The organism is Ruegeria sp. BE3 (assembly GCF_056538865.1).
Genome location: NZ_JBQFTW010000007.1, coordinates 116,379 through 132,890 on the forward strand (window position 1 = coordinate 116,379; position 16,512 = coordinate 132,890).

The 16,512-nt window shown below is 59.3% G+C and carries 16 protein-coding genes, 1 other RNA gene and 1 riboswitch; of the genes, 5 read left to right on the plus strand and 12 right to left on the minus strand.

The window, feature by feature from the left end; all coding sequences use genetic code 11:
- Positions 1-118 precede the first annotated feature (118 nt).
- Positions 119-1,885: a sulfoacetaldehyde acetyltransferase gene (gene xsc / locus ACR0AZ_RS16030; RefSeq protein WP_480471772.1), complete on the minus strand. Its 1,767-nt coding sequence runs from the start codon at positions 1,883-1,885 to the stop codon at positions 119-121.
- Between the two features lie 124 nt (positions 1,886-2,009).
- A complete protein-coding gene (gene pdxR / locus ACR0AZ_RS16035; RefSeq protein ID WP_480667871.1) occupies positions 2,010-3,470 on the minus strand; it encodes a MocR-like pyridoxine biosynthesis transcription factor PdxR in 1,461 nt (486 codons plus the stop codon).
- Between the two features lie 117 nt (positions 3,471-3,587).
- Here pdxR and ACR0AZ_RS16040 point away from each other — a divergent pair, with 117 nt between their 5' ends.
- The gene (locus ACR0AZ_RS16040; protein WP_480471948.1) at positions 3,588-3,896 is read left to right on the plus strand and encodes an ArsR/SmtB family transcription factor; all 309 of its coding nucleotides are present in this window, start codon (positions 3,588-3,590) and stop codon (positions 3,894-3,896) included.
- Complete coding sequence (locus ACR0AZ_RS16045) at positions 3,889-4,920, plus strand: permease (RefSeq protein WP_480471774.1); 1,032 nt, start codon at positions 3,889-3,891, stop codon at positions 4,918-4,920. The genes ACR0AZ_RS16040 and ACR0AZ_RS16045 overlap by 8 nt, the downstream gene beginning before the upstream one ends.
- 41 nt (positions 4,921-4,961) lie before the next feature.
- On the opposite strand, the gene ACR0AZ_RS16050 is transcribed toward ACR0AZ_RS16045, so the two are convergent.
- Complete coding sequence (locus tag ACR0AZ_RS16050) at positions 4,962-5,351, minus strand: hypothetical protein (protein ID WP_480471775.1); 390 nt, start codon at positions 5,349-5,351, stop codon at positions 4,962-4,964.
- 54 nt (positions 5,352-5,405) lie between these two features.
- Entirely contained in the window at positions 5,406-6,167 is a 762-nt protein-coding gene (locus ACR0AZ_RS16055) for a DUF1013 domain-containing protein (RefSeq protein ID WP_480471776.1), read from the minus strand.
- A gap of 130 nt (positions 6,168-6,297) precedes the next feature.
- On the opposite strand from ACR0AZ_RS16055, the gene ACR0AZ_RS16060 reads away from it, so the two are divergent.
- Positions 6,298-6,927 carry a ribonuclease T2 family protein gene (locus ACR0AZ_RS16060; RefSeq protein WP_480471777.1) on the plus strand — a complete coding sequence of 210 codons (630 nt, stop codon included), beginning with the start codon at positions 6,298-6,300 and terminating at the stop codon, positions 6,925-6,927.
- On the opposite strand, the gene ACR0AZ_RS16065 is transcribed toward ACR0AZ_RS16060, so the two are convergent.
- From ACR0AZ_RS16065 to ACR0AZ_RS16080, 4 genes are all read right to left on the minus strand, one after another.
- On the minus strand, positions 6,924-7,412 hold the full coding sequence (locus ACR0AZ_RS16065; protein ID WP_480471778.1) for a hypothetical protein: 489 nt from the start codon (positions 7,410-7,412) through the stop codon (positions 6,924-6,926). The genes ACR0AZ_RS16060 and ACR0AZ_RS16065 overlap by 4 nt on opposite strands.
- Positions 7,413-8,033: 621 nt before the next feature.
- Entirely contained in the window at positions 8,034-8,627 is a 594-nt protein-coding gene (gene recR, locus ACR0AZ_RS16070) for a recombination mediator RecR (RefSeq protein WP_480471779.1), read from the minus strand.
- 64 nt (positions 8,628-8,691) lie between these two features.
- On the minus strand, positions 8,692-9,036 hold the full coding sequence (locus tag ACR0AZ_RS16075) for a YbaB/EbfC family nucleoid-associated protein (protein ID WP_480471780.1): 345 nt from the start codon (positions 9,034-9,036) through the stop codon (positions 8,692-8,694).
- A 141-nt stretch (positions 9,037-9,177) separates the two neighbouring features.
- Positions 9,178-10,935, minus strand: a complete 1,758-nt coding sequence (locus ACR0AZ_RS16080) for a DNA polymerase III subunit gamma/tau (protein ID WP_480667888.1) — start codon at positions 10,933-10,935, stop codon at positions 9,178-9,180.
- 169 nt (positions 10,936-11,104) lie between these two features.
- On the opposite strand from ACR0AZ_RS16080, the gene ACR0AZ_RS16085 reads away from it, so the two are divergent.
- Positions 11,105-11,608 (plus strand): protein-tyrosine phosphatase family protein, encoded by a 504-nt coding sequence (locus ACR0AZ_RS16085; protein WP_480667872.1) that lies wholly within the window; start codon positions 11,105-11,107, stop codon positions 11,606-11,608.
- A 4-nt stretch (positions 11,609-11,612) separates the two neighbouring features.
- Here ACR0AZ_RS16085 and ACR0AZ_RS16090 read toward each other — a convergent pair whose 3' ends face one another.
- Positions 11,613-12,020: a hypothetical protein gene (locus tag ACR0AZ_RS16090; protein ID WP_480659744.1), complete on the minus strand. Its 408-nt coding sequence runs from the start codon at positions 12,018-12,020 to the stop codon at positions 11,613-11,615.
- A gap of 88 nt (positions 12,021-12,108) precedes the next feature.
- A riboswitch (cobalamin riboswitch) is annotated at positions 12,109-12,332 on the minus strand.
- Positions 12,333-12,454: 122 nt separating this feature from the next.
- Here ACR0AZ_RS16090 and ACR0AZ_RS16095 point away from each other — a divergent pair.
- The gene (locus ACR0AZ_RS16095; RefSeq protein ID WP_480667873.1) at positions 12,455-13,312 is read left to right on the plus strand and encodes an alpha/beta hydrolase family protein; all 858 of its coding nucleotides are present in this window, start codon (positions 12,455-12,457) and stop codon (positions 13,310-13,312) included.
- Positions 13,313-13,329: 17 nt separating this feature from the next.
- Here ACR0AZ_RS16095 and rsgA read toward each other — a convergent pair whose 3' ends face one another.
- From rsgA to ACR0AZ_RS16110, 3 genes are all read right to left on the minus strand, one after another.
- Positions 13,330-14,409 carry a ribosome small subunit-dependent GTPase A gene (gene rsgA, locus ACR0AZ_RS16100; protein ID WP_480667874.1) on the minus strand — a complete coding sequence of 360 codons (1,080 nt, stop codon included), beginning with the start codon at positions 14,407-14,409 and terminating at the stop codon, positions 13,330-13,332.
- A gap of 109 nt (positions 14,410-14,518) precedes the next feature.
- Positions 14,519-14,617: signal recognition particle sRNA small type (ffs, locus tag ACR0AZ_RS16105), an RNA gene on the minus strand.
- Positions 14,618-14,656: 39 nt separating this feature from the next.
- Positions 14,657-16,510 (minus strand): bifunctional 2',3'-cyclic-nucleotide 2'-phosphodiesterase/3'-nucleotidase, encoded by a 1,854-nt coding sequence (locus ACR0AZ_RS16110; RefSeq protein ID WP_480667875.1) that lies wholly within the window; start codon positions 16,508-16,510, stop codon positions 14,657-14,659.
- Positions 16,511-16,512 lie beyond the last annotated feature (2 nt).

Genomic DNA, 16,512 nt, shown 5'->3' on the forward strand with positions numbered 1-16,512 from the left:
CCATTCTTGAGAGTTCTGGCGCCAGGCTCAAGCTTTTCGTTACTTTTCCGGAGGTTTTCCGGTTTTTAGAAACAAACATATGAGGGCCGGACCCATCGGACCCGGCCCACACATCACATTATTGAGGACGCATGTCGCCTGCGTCGATGCCCGCCACTTCGACCGGCTTCTTCATGGCGTCACGGCGGAAGGGCTCGCCCAGTTCCTGATTGATCATGGCTTCGATCAGGGTGGTGATGCCGTTTTTCTGATCTTCAACGGCTTGCGCCAGCGCTGCGGTCAGCTCATCCATGGTGCGGGCTATGACACCTTTCAAACCACAGGCTTGCGCGATACCGGCGTAAGACACCTTGGTGTCCAGTTCGGTGCCGACGAAGTTGTCGTCATACCACAGGGTCGAGTTCCGCTTTTCCGCGCCCCATTGGTAGTTGCGGAATACCACCTGAGTGATTGCGGGCCATTCCTCGCGACCGATTGCTGTCAACTCGGTTACCGCGATGCCGAACGCACCGTCGCCTGAGAAGCCAACCACGGGCGTATCCGGGCAGCCGATCTTGGCGCCGATCACCGATGGCAGGCCATAGCCGCAAGGACCGAACAGGCCGGGGGCCAGATACTTGCGGCCTTCTTCGAAGGACGGATAAGCGTTGCCGATGGCGCAGTTGTTGCCGATATCGGACGAGATGATAGCCTCTTTCGGCAGAGCGGACTGAATCGCACGCCATGCCATCCGGGGGCTCATCCAATCGGGTTTGGCCGAACGGGCGCGTTCGTTCCAGGTGGTGCCGGGGTCGTCGTTTTCGTGGTCCATCGACGACAGCTCCTGCGCCCAGGCCGATTTGGTCGTGGCGATCAGGTCCTTGCGCGCCTGGCGTCCTTCGTCGCCTGCGGTCCCGGACAGTTTTTCCAGCAGGGTTTCGGCAACCTTCTTCGCGTCGCCTACGATACCGACGGTGACGGGTTTGGTCAGACCGATACGCTCGGGTTTGACGTCAACCTGAATGATCTTCGCCTCGGTCGGCCAATAGTCGATGCCGTAGCCGGGCAAGGTCGAGAACGGGTTCAGTCGGGTGCCCAGTGCCAGAACAACATCCGCCTTCGAGATCAGCTGCATCCCGGCTTTCGAGCCATTGTAGCCCAAGGGGCCAGCGTGCAGCGGGTGCGAGCCGGGGAAGGCGTCGTTATGCTGATAGCCGCAGCAGACCGGCGCATCTAGACGTTCAGCTAGCGCAGCGGTTGACGGAATGGCACCGGCCAGTACCACGCCCGCGCCGTTCAGGATCACGGGGAAACGTGCGTTCGACAGCAGTTCAGCAGCCTGATCCAGCGCCGCTTCACCGCCCGAGGGCAATTCGAAATCGACGATGCGGGGCAGTTCGATATCGACGACCTGCGTGAAGTAATCGCGCGGCACGTTGATCTGTGCCGGGGCGCTATAGCGCTTGGCGTTCTGGATCACGCGGCTCAGCACCTCGGCCATGCGCGAGGGGTCGCGAACTTCTTCCTGATAGCAGACGCAGTCGGCAAACATGTTCATCTGCTCGATTTCCTGGAAACCGCCCTGGCCAACGGTCTTGTTCGCGGCCTGCGGGGTCACCAGCAGCAGCGGCGTGTGGTTCCAGTAGGCGGTCTTTACGGCCGTCACGAAGTTCGAGATGCCGGGGCCGTTCTGCGCGATCATCATCGACATCTTGCCGGTGGCACGGGTGTAGCCATCTGCCATCATTCCGCCCGAGCCTTCGTGGGCGCAGTCCCAGAAGGTGATACCGGCTTTGGGGAAGATATCGGAAATCGGCATGAAGGCCGAACCGATGATGCCGAACGCATGTTCAATCCCATGCATCTGCAGCGTTTTTACAAAGGCTTCTTCGGTGGTCATTTTCATCTGCGTGTTCTCCGATCATGGATGGCTGTAACGGGATCTCTCGCCCCTGTTTTCCGCTCGGTTTTGACCCAAGGGTGACTGTGGCGTTAGGGCCAGAACCAACAGCGGGATAGGTCCAGTAGTATTATGCCTGACGAATGGTCTCTGCGATTTGCGCGATCCCCGGTCCGATCCGATCGGGCGTGATCGAGGAATAGCCGAGGCGATAGTAGTTCTTTGGACGGTCGGGGCCCGAGAAGAAGGGCTCGCCCGGTTCGATATGAACGCTCTTGTACTGCAACTGATGTGCAAGCTGCGTGGTATCTATATGTGTCGGTGCCTGCATCCAGATTGATGATCCGCCCAGCATTCCCCGGCCCGCGACCGTGAGGCCGGATTGACGGATCGCGTCATCGATGGCCACGCGTCTTTGTTGCAGAGCTTTGGACATCCGCCGGATCTGCGCATCGTAATGTCCGAGAGACAGGAAGTAGGCCGCCGTGCGCTGCACGTGCCCGGGGGGATGGCGCAACACCAGCGAACGCAAAGCACGCGCCTCGCGGATGAAGCTTTCGGACCCAACCATGTAGCCCAGCCGCAACCCCGGAAACAGCGATTTCGAGAAGCTGCCGACGTAGATCACGCGGCCCTCCGTATCCAGCGAGCGCAGTGCAGGTGAGGGCGCCCCCAGAAAGGACATCTCGAACTCGTAATCATCCTCGACGATCATCGCGTTCAGCTCTTTGGCGCGTTTCAAAAGGGCGTGTCGGCGCGCGATGGGCATCGTGGCCGTGGTGGGGCATTGATGGCTTGGTGTGGTGAAGATGACATCGGTATCATCAGGTATCGCATCTGGCGGCAAGCCATCTCGGTCGACGCGCAATGGTGCCAGTTTGCATTCGGAATGCACCAGCAAATCACGCAGGGCGTAGTAGCAAGGGTCTTCGATGGCCGCTTTGCGATCACGGTTGAGCAACACGCGCGAGGCCAGCCACAAGGCGTTTTGGGCACCGAGAGTGATCAGTATCTCTTCTGGGCGCGCGGCAATACCGCGCCGGGGCAGAGTGTGGCGGGCGATGAACTCGATCAGCATCGGGTCGTCGCGATCCACATAATCCCCCGTCAGCGTATCGAAATCCTTGTGCCCCAATGCGCGCACAGCACAGAGACGCCAGTTGGCATGATCGAACAGCCCCCTGTCGGCCTGACCGTAGATGAAAGGATAGCGGTATTCGCGCCAGTTGCTGGGTTTCGGCAGTATGTCCCCGCCCGAGAACCGGCGCGCAAAGGCGCGATCCCAGTCTACCGTTTCGGTCTCGCGCCTCATCGGCGAATAGGTCGGCGGCACCGGGGCATTTTCCGAGACGTAATAGCCCGAGCGCCCTCTGGACGTGAGATAGTCATTGGCCAGCAGCTCGGTATAGGCCAGCGTGACCGTGATCCGGCTGACACCCAGATGCGCAGCCAGTTTTCGGGACGAGGGCAATTTCTCTCCCATGTGAAAGCGACCGGACAGGATGCCTTCGGCAATCAGCTGCTGGATCTGGGCCTGAAGCGTGCCCTGTGCGTTTCGTTCCAGAAAGAAGGTGTCGACCGAGATACTCATGGATCGCTTATATGCTGGACTTAAGGCGGGGGCAATCTGGACTTACTGTCAGAAGATGATTGACACGTGGTGGCGAAAAAACTAAATAACTAGAAATCTAGTTTAATGGAGTTGAAAATGTGGGAATCAGCTGCTGCCGGGTTCTCGGCCATGGGGTCCGAAGCCCGGCTGAAAGTTCTCAAGACCTTGGTACGGGCAGGGCAGACCGGTTTGACTGTCGGAGAGATTCAGAATCGCACAGGCATCGCGCCGTCGACTCTGGCACATCACCTGCGGTTTCTGGCCGCCGGTGGCGTTGTTGAGCAGGAGAAGATCGGGCGCAGCACGATCAACCGGGCGTGCTTTGATGAACTTAGAAACCTCGCGCAATTCATCCTCAGCGAATGTTGCGCGGACGAAGTAGGAAAGGCCGCAAACGATGGCTGAGCTGACACAAAACCCCAAGCCGCTGGCGCGCAACTTAGTTGATCTCATCAAGACGCCATGGGCCTTGATCATAGCCTTGTTGATCGCCGTCGCGTTGCTCGATCCCGGCAACTGGACCGCGGTCGTGACATTTGCGGCCAAAGCGCTGGCCCATACCGGGCAATATATCCTGTTTGCGGTGCTGCTGCTGTCCTATCTCAAGGCGACGGGGGCCGAGGTGATGGTTGCCCGCGCCTTTGAAGGGCGCGAAACAAGGATGATCTTTCTGGCCGCGGTGTTTGGCGGTCTTGCACCATTCTGTTCCTGTGAGGTGATCCCGTTTATCGCCGGGCTTCTGGCGTTGGGTGCACCCTTGTCGGCGGTCATGGCCTTCTGGCTGAGCTCTCCTCTGATCGATCCGCCAACCCTTTTGATCACCGCAGGTGCGCTGGGTTGGCCCTTTGCCATCGGCAAGGCAGTTGCCGCCGTCGCGCTCGGCCTGTTCGGAGGTTTCGCGGTCCGGGCTTTGATGCGTGGCGGTGCCTTCACCCAGCCCCTGCGTGAGTACAAACCTGCGGGCTGCTGTGGGTGTGGCCCAAAGAAAGATGACAAACCGGTCTGGAAATTCTGGCAGGTGCCCGAGCGTCGGGTCCGCTTCCGGTCCGAGTTCGTTCATAACGGCCTGTTCCTGTTGAAATGGCTGGCGCTGGCATACGTCCTTGAGGCGCTGTTGGTCAGCTATGTGCCAGCGGACCTGATCGCGCGTGTCGTCGGGGGCGAAGGTGTGGTGCCCATTATTACCGCTGCTCTGGTCGGTATGCCTGCCTATCTGAACTCATATGTCGCACCGCCGCTGCTGGCGGGGCTGATGGAGCAGGGGATGACGGCAGGCGCTGCCATGGCGTTCATGATCGCGGGCGCTGTCAGCTCGATCCCGGCAATGGCCGCGGTCTGGTCTCTGGTCAAGCCGCGTGTCTTCGCCACCTATCTGGTGCTGGGGGTCAGCGGAGCCGTCATCTCGGGCGTTCTGTTCCAGATGATCTGAAGGAAAAACCGCCCGGTGATGTCACCGGGCGGTTTTGCTCGTTAGCTTGCCTCGCAATAGCGAGGCAGTTTGAACCGGTATCTCGGTTCTCCACTCTCAACAAAGATGCGTTTTTCCACGCAGGCGCTGGTACCAACGCTTTGCGAGACCGGGGCCTCGGTCGACGTGATCGACGTCGCCGATCCATCTGGCAGACGCACCGACGCGATAACACCGTTTTTAAGGTCTCCGTTGATCGGTGTCGCCGACAGCACGGGAACCGTCATGAACGAGTGGTGCTCGTGCTCGCCACTGTCGTTCAGCAACAGCAATGCGGCAGCAACCGCGATCACCCCAACCCCACCCAGGATGGCAAGGCCTTTGGTTTTGATGAACGCATAGATTGAGACGGCGCGGTGCGGGCCGAAAATTGCGGATAGAAAGCTCAGCATTTCATTCCCCAAAAGAAAACGGCCCCAACCGGTCGGGTCGGGGCCATCTGCGCATCAGGGGCGCAGGTCGTCCTCGTCTTCGTCGCTGCCGTCACCTTTGGGCAGGTTGAAGAAGCTGTCGGCGTCGACGATGACATCATCGTCTTCCTTGTCCTCAGGCTCATCAGACAACGAGAAGGTTTCCAGACCTTCAATCGCGGTCGGAATCTTCGGTGCCGAATCCATTTCGAGCGACTGCTCGGTCGAGACCAGTTTGCGACGCTCATCATCGCTCATCACGCCGCCTTCGGCAGCTTTCTTCGCGGCAGCTTTCTGCACGATCGCATCCAGTTCGGACTGCTTACACAGGCCCAGTGCAACCGGATCGATCGGTTGCATGTTGGCGATGTTCCAGTGCGTGCGCTCGCGGATCGACTGGATGGTTGGCTTGGTGGTGCCAACCAGCTTGGCGATCTGACCATCGCTGAGTTCGGGGTGGAACTTGACCAGCCACAGGATCGAGTTTGGACGGTCCTGACGCTTGGACAGCGGGGTGTAACGCGGGCCACGGCGCTTTTCCTCGCCCGAGGCAGCCGGGTTGAACTTGAGCTTCAGCTTGTGCAGAGGGTTGTTCTGCGCCGCGTCAATCTCTTCCTGAGTCAGCTGGTTGTTGGCGATGGGATCGAACCCTTTGACACCTGCGGCCACGTCGCCGTCTGCGATGCCCTGCACTTCCAGTTCGTGCATGCCCACGAAATCCGCGATCTGCTTGAAGCTGATCGTGGTGTTGTCCACCAGCCATACGGCTGTTGCTTTGGCCATAAGCGGTTTTGCCATCAGCCCGTCTCCTATAAATACACCTGTCCCGTCGCCGGAATTCGGCGGCCCCGTGGTCTTGGGGCAGGTTTCCGTTGTCGGGGAACTTGGGGCCTATATAGTCGCGTCACGTTAAGAAGGGAAGAGGCGAATGCGCTGGGTGATTTTGTGGATGCTGAGTGCCGTGACTGCGTTGGCCGAAGGTGAAAAGGCGGGCGAGTTTGACTATTACGTCCTGTCGCTCAGCTGGTCGCCCAACTGGTGCGCCCGTGAAGGGGATGCGCGTGGCTCGGATCAGTGTGATGCGCGCCATGACCACGGGTGGATATTGCACGGCCTCTGGCCGCAGTTTCATCAGGGTTGGCCTTCATACTGCCGCACACCTGAGGCGCCACCCACGCGCCTCATGACGCGGGAAATGGAGGATATTCAGGGCTCATCCGGGTTGGCCTGGCACCAATGGAAAAAGCACGGCACCTGTTCGGGCCTCAGTGCATCCGACTATTTCGCCCTATCGCGGCAGGCTTATGCAGGTGTTGCGCGCCCCGAAGTGTTCCGCAAGCTGGACGCCACGGTCAAACTGCCCGCCTCAGTAGTGGAAGAGGCCTTTCTCAAGGACAATCCGACGCTTGAGCCCGACATGATCACCATCACCTGCAAGCAAGGCTATATCGAAGAGGTCCGCCTGTGCGTGTCCCGCGATCTTGACCCGGTGCCCTGTGGCCGCGACGTGATCCGTGATTGCACCGCCAAAGACGCGGTGTTTGATCCGATTCGTTAGAGCTTTTTGTTCTGGCAGTCGCGGGCATAGTCCAGCGCTTTTGCAGTGCCTTTGAGATCAATCGCCATGACAGTCTGACCTTCCGGATTATAGACAGTCATGGTCTTGTTCTGCGCAATCGATGTGACGAAACTCCGGTCCGTAAAGAACACCGTCGCGCCGGGCACGCGATCCTGATTGAACCCGATGGCGGTGGCATTAAAGCTCTTGCCGTCCAGATCAAACCGGATCGGGTATTTTTCCCCCGGTTTAATGTCGCCCCAAGCCTTGTTGTAGACGGTGAAGTATCCGCGATCGTCCAGCGCATCATAGCCCAGCCGCACCACCGAGAGGTCCTGATACACCGTCTGGATTAGGCACCCATTGCCGAGGTTGGGGTCCATCATGATGTTCCAGCCTTCGACGAAGCCTTTGTCGATGAGTGCCTGCGACAGGGCAGCAGTGGCGGTGAATGCGGCAAAGGTTATGGCGAGAAAGCGGGGCATTTGTTTTGTTCCTCAGAAGCGTATAAGCACGTTTTGGTTATTGATTGCTAAAGATTATCTAAACGAAATCAGGTAGCCAAATAAGTACTATCTGCAGCTACCTGAAGTGAGTACCCCCGGTTCATCGTTTAGTACTGCAGCGACCTCCCGAGCATAACATGCGAGCGACAGATAGCCCGTACTGCTGAGAGAGTAGAACAAGAACCTTATTTCCCTGCCATTTTGTCTACTGGCCACGAACATTTGGCTAACTGCATCAGGGCGGTTCGCTCTAACTTTGTCGAAAATTTCCGATAACTCCTTTGCGCCTGGAGCGTAGTCGACATCTTGCCAACGATCTAAGAAGAAGACTAGGGCGTCGGTGTCATCCAATCCTGATGGTCGTACATCAGGGTTAATGTCAGGATTTGCGAGAGCAAGCGCATGATAAAAAGCGTCAAGGGTAGGGTCATCCATCTTGGAGAAGATAGCAACTCGGAGTTTTTCGTGACCGTCGGCCTTTAGTGAAGTCGTCGAAACGAGAAGCAATAGTACAGTTGCGAATATGCTTAAGAAAACTCTGAGCATTTGTGGTAAGATTCCAACATCTTCACTTTGTTTACATTGCGAATACTTGTTGGTCTACAATTCCTTCCGCGCCCTAAGCGCCGCAGTAATCGTCCCATCATCCAGATAGTCCAACTCGCCCCCAATCGGCACACCCTGCGCCAGCGAGGTCAGGCGTACCTGCCCCTCTAACTGATCGGCGATGTAATGAGCGGTGGTCTGACCGTCGACGGTGGCGTTTAGGGCAAGGATGATCTCGGTGATACCCTCGGCCACAACTCGATCCTTCAACCGCGGGATACGCAATTCATCCGGGCCGACCCCGTCCAGAGCAGACAAAGTCCCGCCCAGAACGTGATAGCGACCCTTGAAGACCCCGGCGCGCTCCATTGCCCAAAGGTCGGCGACGTCCTCGACCACGCACAGCTCTCCGGTCGCGCGAGCCTCGGCGTCGCAGATGTCACAGATGTCGGTGGTGCCCACATTGCCGCAATTCAGGCACTCGCGGGCGGTGATGGCTACTTGTTGCATCGCGTCCGATAGCGGCGTCAGCAACAAGGCGCGTTTGCGGATCAGGTGCAGCACCGCGCGGCGGGCCGAGCGGGGGCCGAGGCCCGGCAGCTTGGCCATCAGGTCGATCAGATTGTCGATGTCACTGTTCGAACTCACTGCGCGTTCTCCTGCAAATGGGCCGGACTTGGGTGCCCGGCCTCGACTCCGTCAGGAGTGCCTATCAGAACGGCAGCTTGATGTCGGCGGGCAGGCCCATGCTTTCGGTAAGCTTGGCCATCTCTTCCTGCGAACGCTCGGCGGCTTTGGTTTGCGCATCCTTGATCGCAGCCAGGATCAGATCCTCGACCACTTCCTTGTCGTCGCCGTTGAAGATCGATGGGTCAATATCGAGCCCTTTGAGCTCACCCTTGGCCGTGGCTGTGGCTTTGACAAGACCGGCACCGGATTCGCCAACAACCATCAGATTGTTCAGCTCTTCCTGCATCTCGGTCATCTTGGTCTGCAGGTCCTGTGCGGATTTCATCATCTTGGCCATGTCGCCCAGACCGCCGAGTCCTTTGAGCATCGATATTCTCCTGTAAATCGCGTTGCCGTCTAAATACGGGTGGCGCGGACCCGGCACAAGGGGCGAGGCGCGTCCCGTCCGTCGCCAAAGTCTTTGGGAAGGCCCTTCCGCCGGTTGAGCCTCACAGGTATCGCCTCGACCTCAATCCTCCTCGAACGGGTCCCATTCGTCTTCGACCTCAGGCAGGGCTTCGGTTTCGACCTGCGCCGCGCGTTGCTCAGGGGTTTCGATCTTGGTGATTTTGGCCTTCGGGAATTGCGCCAGCACCGCCTGAACCAAGGGGTGTTCGGTGGCCACCTGCTTCAGCGCCAATTCTGCCTCATCGCGAATTTCAGCAATCGTTGCTGCATCGCCATCGGATACAATCGTCACGGCCCATCGATTACCAGTCCAGCGCTGCAAAGCTGATCCGAGCCGAGGGGCAAGGTCCGCGGGCGCATGGGGGGCGGGAGTAAACTCGATCCGACCCGGCTGATAGGAGACCAGACGTACACCGTTTTCAACTTCGACCAGAAGCTTGACGTCCCGATTGATCCGGATCAGTTCGACCACATGGTCGAAAGTAGGGTAGCGGGCCAGAGCGTTCGCCACGTCCTGGGCCAACGCTGCCGAGGGCGCGCCAGCTGGGTTGCGCGTTGCCGCATAGGTCGTTTGCGTCGCAACGGGGGTTGAGACGTTGCTCTGCGTGGCTGCCGGCAAGCCGCCTCCCGGCCCTCCGTTTGGAGGAGGCATGGGCGCATCCTGAAGGCGTTTTATCAACTCCTCAGGGCTGGGCAGGTCGGCCACATGAGTGAGGCGGATCACGGCCATTTCGGCGGCCATCATCGCGTTGGGCGCGGCGGCAACCTCTTCGAGTGCCTTCAGCAGCATCTGCCACATGCGGGTCAACACGCGCATCGGCAGGGCATCTGCCATCTGCTGGCCCCGGGCGCGCTCATCGGGCGAGACGGTAGGGTCTTCGGCGGCGTCTGGCGTGATCTTCACCACCGAGACCCAATGGGTAATCTCGGCAAGATCACGCAGAACGGCCAGCGGGTCTGCCCCTTCGGCATATTGGGCGCTGAGCTCGGTCAGGGCACCGGCAGCGTCGCCGCGCAGGATCATATCTATCAGGTCGAGCACCCTGCCGCGATCCGCCAGGCCCAGCATCGCGCGCACCTGATCGGCGCTGGTTTCGCCCGCGCCATGGCTGATCGCCTGATCCAGCAACGAGGTCGCGTCGCGGGCAGAGCCCTCGGCGGCGCGTGTGATCAGCGCCAGCGCATCCTCGGCAATCTGCGCGCTTTCGGCATCTGCGATCTTGCGCAGCAGGCCGATCATGTCTTCGGGCTCGATCCGGCGCAGATCGAAGCGCTGACAGCGAGAAAGCACCGTGACCGGAACCTTGCGGATCTCGGTGGTGGCAAAGATGAACTTTACATGTTCGGGCGGTTCCTCAAGCGTCTTGAGCAGCGCGTTGAAGGCGCTGGTCGATAGCATGTGGACCTCGTCGATGATGTAGATCTTGTAGCGGGCCGAGGCGGCGCGATAGCGGACGCTGTCAATGATCTCGCGAATATCATTCACGCCAGTACGGCTGGCGGCATCCATCTCCATCACGTCGACATGGCGGCCTTCCATGATGGCCACGCAGTGTTCACACTGGCCGCAAGGTTCGGTGGTGGGTTTGCCTTCGCCATCCGGGCCGATGCAATTCATGCCCTTGGCGATAATCCGGGCGGTGGTGGTTTTACCGGTGCCGCGGATGCCGGTCATGATGAAGGCCTGCGCGATGCGGTCGGCCTCGAACGCGTTCTTCAGCGTGCGGACCATGGCGTCCTGGCCAACCAGATCGGCAAAGGTTTCTGGGCGATATTTGCGGGCAAGCACCTGATAGGCGGGGCTGGGCGTGTCGGTCATGTCTGCTTTCGCGGATTCGAGTTCTGCCGCAGCGTAGAGGCCGCCGCCGTCCGCGTCCACCGCCCGACCGGATGATTTTCGTTTTGGAATGCGGGACGGGGCGGTTAAGATCAGACACTTGAAGACCCGTAGAAAGATCTTCTGATTAACGTTTCGGGGGGAACGTATAATGTCTCAGATGGTTATCCATGCACTTCAGGTTGGCGGAGGAACGCTCGCGCTGACATCGATGCCGGGTCGGGGTGGCGATTATCAAGGCGATCTGGATGCCGTCGCCGATTGGAAGCCCGGCCTGATCCTTTCAATGGCAACCGAGGTCGAGATGATACTCGATGGCGCCAGAGATTTCGGTATCGACGTTCGGAACCGCGCCTGCCGATGGGTTCATCTGCCGGTCGAGGACTATGGCACGCCATCACCCGAGGTGGACGAGCGTTGGGTAGAAGCCAGTGCCGCAGTGCGTCATGCGCTGTCCGGTGGCGGGCGCATTTTGGTTCACTGCAAGGGCGGATGTGGTCGATCTGGCATGGCTGTACTGCGTTTGATGATAGAATGCGGCGAGCATCCGGATGCAGCGTTGCAAAGGCTGCGCGCGTTGCGCCCCTGCGCTGTTGAAACCGACGAGCAGATGGAATGGGCGATCGCGCCCGCCGGTATTCTGGCTGTGGGCTGACTTGTCAGGCAGACGGTCGGTATTCGGGTTGCACCGACGTAGTCTGGGCAAGCGTCAACACTTCGAGCATCGCGCATGGCGGGTTCGACAAGATACTTGTCGACAGTGCTGCGGTCTCGGTGCCGAACAAAAGGTCTGCGTAGCTGTCCAGATGCTCAATCGCGTCGTCTGATCCAGCACCGCAGAACACTCTGACTTCGTCGGCGCGCGCGCGAAAACGGGCGGTGCACCCATCCGTACAATGCGCCAGTTCGCTACTGCCCTGAATCTCGAATTCTGTAGTTGCCGCAGGGGCTGATTCCGCCATCGAGGTGGCCAGCGCCCGTGCGATTCGCGCCAAAGCCGGACAGGTTTTCCCCGTCCTTTGGCAAATTGTTGCCGAGAACTGGTGGGTTCCGGTTTTCCATATCATGATGCGCCCTCCGCGCGTGGGCTGAGGGTGTGAAACAGGTGGGACAGCACAGTGCAGTCTGGACCTGCCCGGACACCCCGCCCGAGTTTCAGTTTCGGTTCCGATGGCAGGTCTCCTGACTTGCGGGTCATCGCTTTGCCGACCTTCCCAGCCTTCAAGGCCAGTGGCGCTACGGCATTGCTCTCCGCTTACAGTTGCGGGGGCAGTCGCGGATTTGGTCCGTTCCGGATATTACCGGGCAGGGCCGCACCGTGTTCCCTTTTCATCCCGGCCTCGAACGAGGGAGCGGGAACCATCACCACATCGCTAGCGGTTGCGCACTTCCCGAGTCAAGCGGATTGAATGCCACAAGCTTACCTTTGGTCCAGCCACGTCAACCTTGACTCGAACGCGATCGAGTGAACTGATCGGTTCAGATAACGCATGAGGATCAGATGTTGGACGCTCAGCAAACCGTGATGACCGAGGAGTTCCGGTTCCCCGCCGGGCCCGCGATGCTGTCCGCCCGCTTGTATCGGCCTGCGACCGATCCGGAAACGGTTGTGGTCATTAACAATGCCACAGGTGTACCACGAGATTACTATCAGCATTTTGCGCGTTGGCTGGCAGCTGAGCGCGGAATAGCCTGCCTGACCTACGACTACCGGGATTTTGGTCACTCGCTGACCGGGTCGCAGAAGGCCTCGACCGTGACAATGGCAGACTGGGCGCTGGTCGATATCCCTGCCGCACGGGCCGAGATGCGGCTTCGGTTTCCGGGTGCCAAGCTGTGGAGTATTGGCCACTCGCTTGGTGCGATGCTTGGGCCGGTGCAGTCGGATATCGAACAGATAGATCGGATGATCTGCGTCTGTTCAGGACTGGTGACGCTCAAAGATCACCCGTGGCCTTACCGCGCGCTGGCTGCGTTGTTCTGGTATGGCCATGTGCCGTTATTGGTCCGTGCTCTGGGATATTTGCCAGGCAAGGTGGTCGGTTTTGGTGAAGACCTGCCCGCGCCTGTCTATTGGCAGTGGCGCAAGTGGTGCACGGCTCCCGACAGCTATCTGCCCGAGATCGGAGAGACGCTGCCTCAGGCTCGCTGGTCCACTGCAGGCGGGCGTGTTGATCTGTTCGCCTTTGAAGATGATGAGATGGTACCACCCGCCGCCGTGTGGCGGCTGGCTGATCTTTACGGCTCAAATGCCCGTCGTCACCTGTTGTCGCCGCAGGAATTTGGTTTGCCAAAAGTTGGACATATCGGAGCGTTCGCCCGACGCAACGCAGCGGTCTGGCCCCGCCTGATCGACTGACCAGACGGGGCGTTGCCTCACAGCTTCTTGCGTGACTTTTTCTGCTGCGTGACGCTGCGCACCATCTTGCCGAACGCTTTGTCCCGCGCCCGGGATTGAGCGATGGTTTCCGAGTTGCGCTGATCCTCGCGCCGCAACTTACGCCAACGCTCCAACCGGGACGGATCAAGCGCGCCGCTTTGGACCGCGGCCTGAACCGCACAGCCGGGCTCGGTTTCGTGCTGGCAATCCGAGAAACGGCAATTCAGGCTCAGCTCCGTGAGGTCCGAGAAGACCTCATCAACTCCGTCCTGTGCATCCAGCAAACGCAGCGCCCGCATGCCGGGCGTGTCGATCAGCCAGCCGCCATTGCGCATCTGATGTAACGCGCGCGCGGTCGTGGTGTGCCGGCCCCGTGCGTCATCCTCGCGAATGCCCGCCGTGGCTTTTTCCTGCCCGGTCATGCCATTGGCTAGTGTGGTTTTACCCACTCCGGACGAGCCCACCAGCGCACCGGTCTGACCCTTTGGGCACCACGAAAGAACCTGTTCGATCTCTGCTGGATCCAGTGCATTGATCGCCGACACAGTCAGAAACGGATCGATGGCTTGCGCCTTTTTCACAAAGGTCTCGGGTGCATCGGAATTGTCGGCCTTGGTCAGCACGATCACCGGATAACACCCGGCCTGATGCGCAAGCGCCAGATATCGTTCCAGCCGAGGCAGGCTGAAATCGGCATTGCATGCACTGACGATGAACAACACATCGACATTCGCGGCGATCAATTGCGCCGAAGCGCCTGTGCCCGCAGCACGACGCTGCAGCAGGCTGCGCCGGTCCAGCAGGTGGTGCACGCGTCTATCATTGTCTGCCAACACCCAGTCCCCAACCGCATAGTCGCCGGTGGGGTGGTCGAGGGTCAGCAACGGGATCTCGCCGTTTGGGCCAAGTCCGATCAACCGATCCCGATGAACGGCTGTGATGCGAAAGGGATTGCAGGTTGGGTCAGCCACGTGTTGCGCGGCAAAATGTGAGGACCATCCGAGGTCCGATAAAGAAAGAGACATTGGTCTGCCTGTTGTCAGAAACAGCGTGTCCGACGGATGGCGATCGCGCATCCGCTGGTCATGTGTTCAGGCAGTCAGAAGATCGTGTCGGATCAGAACCCGGCTGCCCGAAGGGTCATTGCTACAATCATAAAGCCCTCCTGTGGCTCAGGGGTTGATAAAGTGAGAGGCTGGACATCGACCCAAGCGGGACTCGTTGTGGCTGCTTCCTTCCGGACCTGACCAGGTTGGCGAGGCGCTCGCCCGCGCCAACCTCTCGACCCCTCATATAGGCCCGCTGCGCCACATTGGCAACCCGTCAGAGGGTCAGTTGGATAGGCAGGAACCCGTCTTCGTCCAAAGGCAGAACGCAGGGGTCATACTCGGCCAATTCATGCAGATAGGCACGGGCGGACGGGCCGGTGGTCAGAATTGCTCTGGCTCCGTTTGTCGGCCTCAGAATGAACGGGCGCGGCGCTTGCTCCAGCGGGTCATATGACAGTTTGCCCGCCAGATAATCACGCAGCACATCATGAATGAGCCGCGCAGGCAGCGTGATCGGATGGGCATGTGGAATCGAAGGGAAATGCCCGCCGCCATTGGCGCGGTAATTGTTCGTTGCGACAATGAATTTCTGATCTGGAATGATCGGATTGCCGCCCACCTTCAGCGAACGGATTCGGGAATGGGCCGGATTCGTCAGACGGCCAGCAGCGTCGAATCGTGCCGGTTGCGAGAGGTCGATCTCATAAGTTGCGCCGCGCAGAACGTCGAAATTGAACCCTGCGCGCTTCGGGTTGATCAGGTGCGAGGGCTGATCGATCGAAAGCTGATTGAACACCCCAGCAGACATTTCGAGCCAGTCGCGCAGTTGCTCTCCTGTCACCTGCACCGCACGCAGCTCATTGGGAAAGACATGCAGATCGGCCACATGGCGGACCGAGATCTCGCCTGCGGGAACGTCGGTAAAATACTCTGGGCCTCCACGGCCTCCGGATTTGGCGGGTGCCGCGGCCGAGAGGATCGGAAGGCTCTCCCACTCGGTACTGGCCAGATGGAACCGTACGGCAGCAGCCTGAGCTGCCGCCAGCAAAGCAAGCCCCCGGTCTAAGGCACAATAGGTGAAATAGCTGTGCAACGCCTTGGGCACTGACCCTACGGGTTCAGAGACGCGTTTGCGCGTTTCCGCATGGCCTATGGCAAAAAGCTGTTTCAATTCAGGATCTTCCGGAGTCGATCCGGTTGCCGTTTTGATCGGCGTTGCACAGACCTGGCTTTCAACAATGCGCCAGCGGTGCTCAGCATCCTGTTTCAACTCAAGATCGATCACACCCAGATGCGAGCCCCCCCATCCCGGCATCACAACCGGTTTTCCATGAACCAGCCCTTGTTCGTGATCCACATGAGGCAAACCTTCATGCGCCTTGCCGGGCAGCGTCAGATGAGTGTGCCCGGTAATGATCGCATCAATCCCCTCTATTGCGGCCAGAGGGATTACTGCATTTTCCATCCCGGCTTCGGCTTCCGCCTGATCCAACCCCGAATGGGCCAACGCCAGTACAAGATCACAGCCCTGACCGCGGAGGTAAGATGCCGTCTGCTCTGCCGTAGTCAAAATATCGGTGACCTCTGCCTGCACCTGCAACACATGCGCCTCCCACCGAATGGTCTGCGGCGGCAGAACGGACAAAACACCAATACGGAGCGGAACGTCTTCGTCATTTACGGAAACCATCCGCTGCAGGATCGCGTGAGGGACCCAGCCCTGAGGCGTGTGTGTTGTGCGCATATTGCTGCAAATCATCGGACAGGTGATCTGAGCAGCAATACGATTTACCAGATCCAGCCCGAATCCGAAATCGTGATTGCCCAACCCGATCGCGTCATATCCCAGAGCGTCGAATGCCTGTGAGAGCGGATGTATCTGGGTTGCGACGTCCGAGGCCCATTCTCCAAGCGGAGTGCCCTGCAGCGAGTCACCATTGTCGAACAGTAATACCAGCGCGCCGTCGCACCGGGCCTGATCTCGGGCCGTTCGGATCAGGCTGGCGGTGCGGGTCAGACCCCGGCTCGTCTCGGGAATGTCGGAATAATAGTCAAATGACGTCAAATGCATATGCAGGTCGGACGTGGCCAATATCCGAACCTTTGCGCAGGAATTACGCGTCTGCATTT